Source organism: Caballeronia sp. (assembly GCF_049581465.1).
GTDB lineage: Bacteria > Pseudomonadota > Gammaproteobacteria > Burkholderiales > Burkholderiaceae > Caballeronia.
Genome location: NZ_JBAUSA010001065.1, coordinates 1 through 4019, shown reverse-complemented (window position 1 = coordinate 4019; position 4019 = coordinate 1). Strand labels below are relative to the sequence as shown.

The 4019-nt window shown below is 61.5% G+C and carries 2 protein-coding genes; one reads left to right on the top strand and one right to left on the bottom strand.

Annotated features, from left to right (window positions below):
* Positions 1-1365 (top strand): NADP-dependent isocitrate dehydrogenase (locus tag WCA53_RS26105; RefSeq protein ID WP_423917293.1); only part of this gene is annotated, 1365 nt, incomplete at its 5' end.
* Positions 1366-1555: 190 nt separating this feature from the next.
* Here WCA53_RS26105 and WCA53_RS26100 read toward each other — a convergent pair.
* Positions 1556-4019, bottom strand: a 2464-nt coding sequence (locus WCA53_RS26100) for a penicillin-binding transpeptidase domain-containing protein (protein ID WP_423917290.1), incomplete at its 5' end; no start/stop codon positions are given.

The window sequence follows — 4019 nt, the reverse complement described above, 5'->3', positions numbered from 1 at the left end:
GGTGTGAACGTCAACAACGGCCTGGTCAACCTGTACGACAAGCTGCAAACCCTGCCCACCTCCAAGCATGAAGAGATCATCCGCGACATGCACGCCTGCCACGAGCATCGCCCGGAACTGGCGATGGTGGACTCGGCCAAGGGCATCTCCAACCTGCACGCGCCCAACGACGTGATCGTGGACGCCTCGATGCCGGCCATGATCCGCATCGGCGGCAAGATGTGGGGAGCCGACGGCCGTCCGAAGGACACCAAGGCGGTGATCCCGGAGAGCACGTTCGCCCGCATCTATCAGGAGATCATCAACTTCTGCAAGACCAACGGCAACTTCGACCCCGTCACCATGGGCACCGTGCCCAATGTCGGGCTGATGGCCCAGCAGGCCGAAGAATACGGCTCGCACGACAAGACCTTTGAAGTCACCGAAGCGGGCGAAGCCCGTATCGTCGATCTTGCCACGGGCGAAGTGCTACTCGTGCAAAACGTGGAAGAAGGCGACATCTGGCGCATGTGCCAGGTCAAGGACGCGCCGATTCGCGACTGGGTCAAGCTGGCCGTTACCCGCGCCCGCAACTCGGGCATGCCGGCCATCTTCTGGCTGGACCCGTACCGTCCGCACGAAGCTGAAGTGATCAAGAAGGTCGAGACCTACCTCAAGGACCACGACACCACCGGCCTGGATATCCAGATCATGTCGCAGGTGCGCGCCATGCGTTATACGCTGGAGCGCGTCATCCGCGGCCTGGACACCATTTCGGTCACAGGCAACATCCTGCGCGACTACCTCACCGACCTGTTCCCCATCATGGAACTGGGCACCAGCGCCAAGATGCTCTCCATCGTCCCGCTGATGGCGGGCGGCGGCATGTATGAAACCGGCGCGGGCGGCTCGGCTCCCAAGCACGTCAAGCAACTGGTGGAAGAAAACCACCTGCGTTGGGATTCGCTGGGTGAATTCCTAGCGCTGGCGGTGTCGCTGGAAGACCTGGGCATCAAGACAGGTAATGCCAAGGCCAAGATCCTGGCCAAGACGCTGGATGCCGCTACAGGCAAGCTGCTGGACAACAACAAGAATCCGTCGCCCAAGACCGGGCAACTGGACAACCGCGGCAGCCAGTTCTACCTCGCACTGTACTGGGCCCAGGAACTGGCGGCGCAAACCGAAGACGCGGCCCTGGCTGCACAGTTCGCGCCGCTGGCCAAGCGACTGACCGACAACGAGGAGACCATCGTGGCCGAGTTGTCGGCGGTGCAAGGAAATCCGGCAGACATCGGCGGCTATTACAAGCCCGACCTCGACAAGCTGGACATCGTGATGCGGCCAAGCAAGACGCTGAACGCGGCGTTGGCGGCTGGTCAGGGTTGAGATGAGTTGCTCCTTGAAGCCGGCGACCGGCTTTGGGGGGCGAGTGGGGGGTGAGGTTCGAGGGATTCTGCACACGGTGAGTGTTGGCGTGAGCAGAAGGACTCAAACCTTGCCCCATACTCATTGTAAGTAGTACCGCCCGCGCTTCACACTCATCGTAAGCAGTACTGTCCTCACACCCCGGCTATCGTCACCCCGCCGTTGAAACCACAGTCACCGAACGGTCCTTGCCATCAACCAATGGTTGCAGCGCCGGCGCGAGTGACTTCAGCAATTGCACGGCCAGCGCACTCGTAAAATCGTAACGAGCCGCGTACGGCTCGTGAACGTAGGCGGTCAGCACTCCAAAGAAGCGGTCGCCGACCACAAACACGAAGGTTGCAGTCCGGTTGACCTTGCGCGACTCGATCAGCCGCGCGCCTGGCGCAAACACGTCAAAGCGCTGGTCGCCCGTGCCCGTCTTGCCATACACGTCGAGCGCCTTTCCGTCAGGGAACGTCATGCCCTCTGCAAGACGCTTCGCGGTGCCTCCCTGCACGACATCGTGCAACAGCCCACGCACCACATTGACGATCTCCGGCGACACCATGGCCTGCGGCGCCACGGAGGCACGCGTGAAATGAGTTTCGTAGGGCGTATCTTGCGCGAAGTCCACTTGCGCGATGCTCTCGGTCGGCACCTTGTTGCCACCGTTCGCGATCACGCCCATCAGTTGCGCGAGCGAAGCGGGCCTGTCGCCCGATGCACCGATCGCCGCGGCATAGGACGGTGTGACTGTCGCAAACGGATACCCCAGCGCCCGCCACGACTTGCCGATCGCGTCGTACGCCTTGAGCTCGACCATCCGTTTGATCCGTCGATCCTGCGTCGCGTGATAACGCGTCTTGAAGAGCCACGAATAGGCAGTCATGCGCACATCGCTGCTCGCATTCTGTATCTGGTCGATGGTCGCATCCGGATGTTCACGCAGATAATTGACCGTCCATAAAGCGAGCGGATGGACACTCGCAATATAACCGCGGTCGTTCAGGTTGAATCGGTCGATGCCGTACTTCGCATAGAGCTTCGCAAGATCGTCATCGGACAGCGATGCAGCAGGCGTGCCTTTCAATGCCACGCGCATCTGGGCGTCGAACCACGCCTGCGATGCATTGGGCGCGACACTGCGCAGTACTGTCGCGATCTTCGGCGGCGACTTGCGCACGCCGTGCAGCATGGTCGCCAGCGCATCATCGGGAGTCTTGCCGTGATACTTCGCGTAGAAGCGCTTCATGTAGACGAGGCTTTCCTGATCGGCAAAGTGCGTCAGGTAGCGCTGTCGCGCAGCCGGATCATCGAGCCATTGCGACGGTGGCCCCGACGTCTGGATCATCTCGTAGCGCACGATGTCACGCATCAAGCGCACGAACACGAGATTCACTGAATGCTGGAACGCGCGATGCACCGTCAAGATGCGACTGTTGTCGCTGGAATCAAAATTGTTGAACGCCTGCGCGCCACCGCCTGTGAAGAACGTCACCCCCGGATTGGCGGAATACTTGCGTTCGACCGCTGCATCGAGCATGGCCTGTAGCGAGCGATCCTGCGTGTGCGCGAGATCGTCCAGTGCCCATCGCGTGATCACATCCTGCGGATCGGGCCTGACGCTGCGCAACTCCACCGCACTGAGGGACGCATAGCGCGCATGCAGGTCGGACACGATCTGCAGATACGTAATGATCGCGCGCAGCTTGGCCGTCGAGCCGAGATTCAGGCGCGCCCCCTGGTTGATGTCGAATGGCTCGTTGACGCTATCGGTTTGCACCCGCATCAGGTTTGCACCGTCGCGTCGTTCGAACAGCGTGAAGCTGTAGGCGATCTTCGATGGATCGTCTTGCGTGCGCAACATCTCGAATCCGTACAGTCCCGCTGCCTGAGCACCCTCTCGAGTGGCCGCGCTAGCGAGCCTTTCGGCGACTGCCTGCTGAACAGCGTTGTTGAGCGTACCCGTTGCCTGCAGATCGAGCCGGTCGAGGTCGTAGAAGTTCGATACGCCGAGCGCCGCCAGCAGATGCGAGCGCATGGACGTGACAGCCTTACGCATGACGAACGACTCGACTGCGTGCGTGGCCGGTACTCGATTCAATTCGACGTGTGCACTTAGCGCCGCATCGCGCAGCGATGCCGAAATGATCCCGCCGGTTGCAAGCAGGCGTAGATAACTGTCGGTCAGGCGATCAAGATCCGGATCTCCACGACGCAGGAAATGCGAGGGCGCGCGTTGCGCAATCATCAGCGACAGCATCTGCCTGAACGCTAGCCCTTGCGCCGCGAGATTATCGTCGGACGTCGGCGCTATCAGGATGCGATTGACCTCGTCGAAATCGCGCCCGTACCACGCCGCGAGACCGTCGCCAATGCCGCTGATCTCCCCGACGCCAGGCTGCGCCGCCAGAGGCACCGAGTTCAGGTAGTGAACGACAATCTGGCGACGCGCGGGCATTGTCTGCGGTCCGTTCAGATACGCACGCACCGACGCCGAAGCGATTTGCCGCAGCTTTTCTGGCGGGGTCGACGTGCGGCCATCCGGCGAGTGTCGGAATTTCTCGATCTGCGTCGCGAGCGTGCTGCCTCCGGGCGCCGATTGATGCCGGTTGAATACGCGCGCGCCCTGG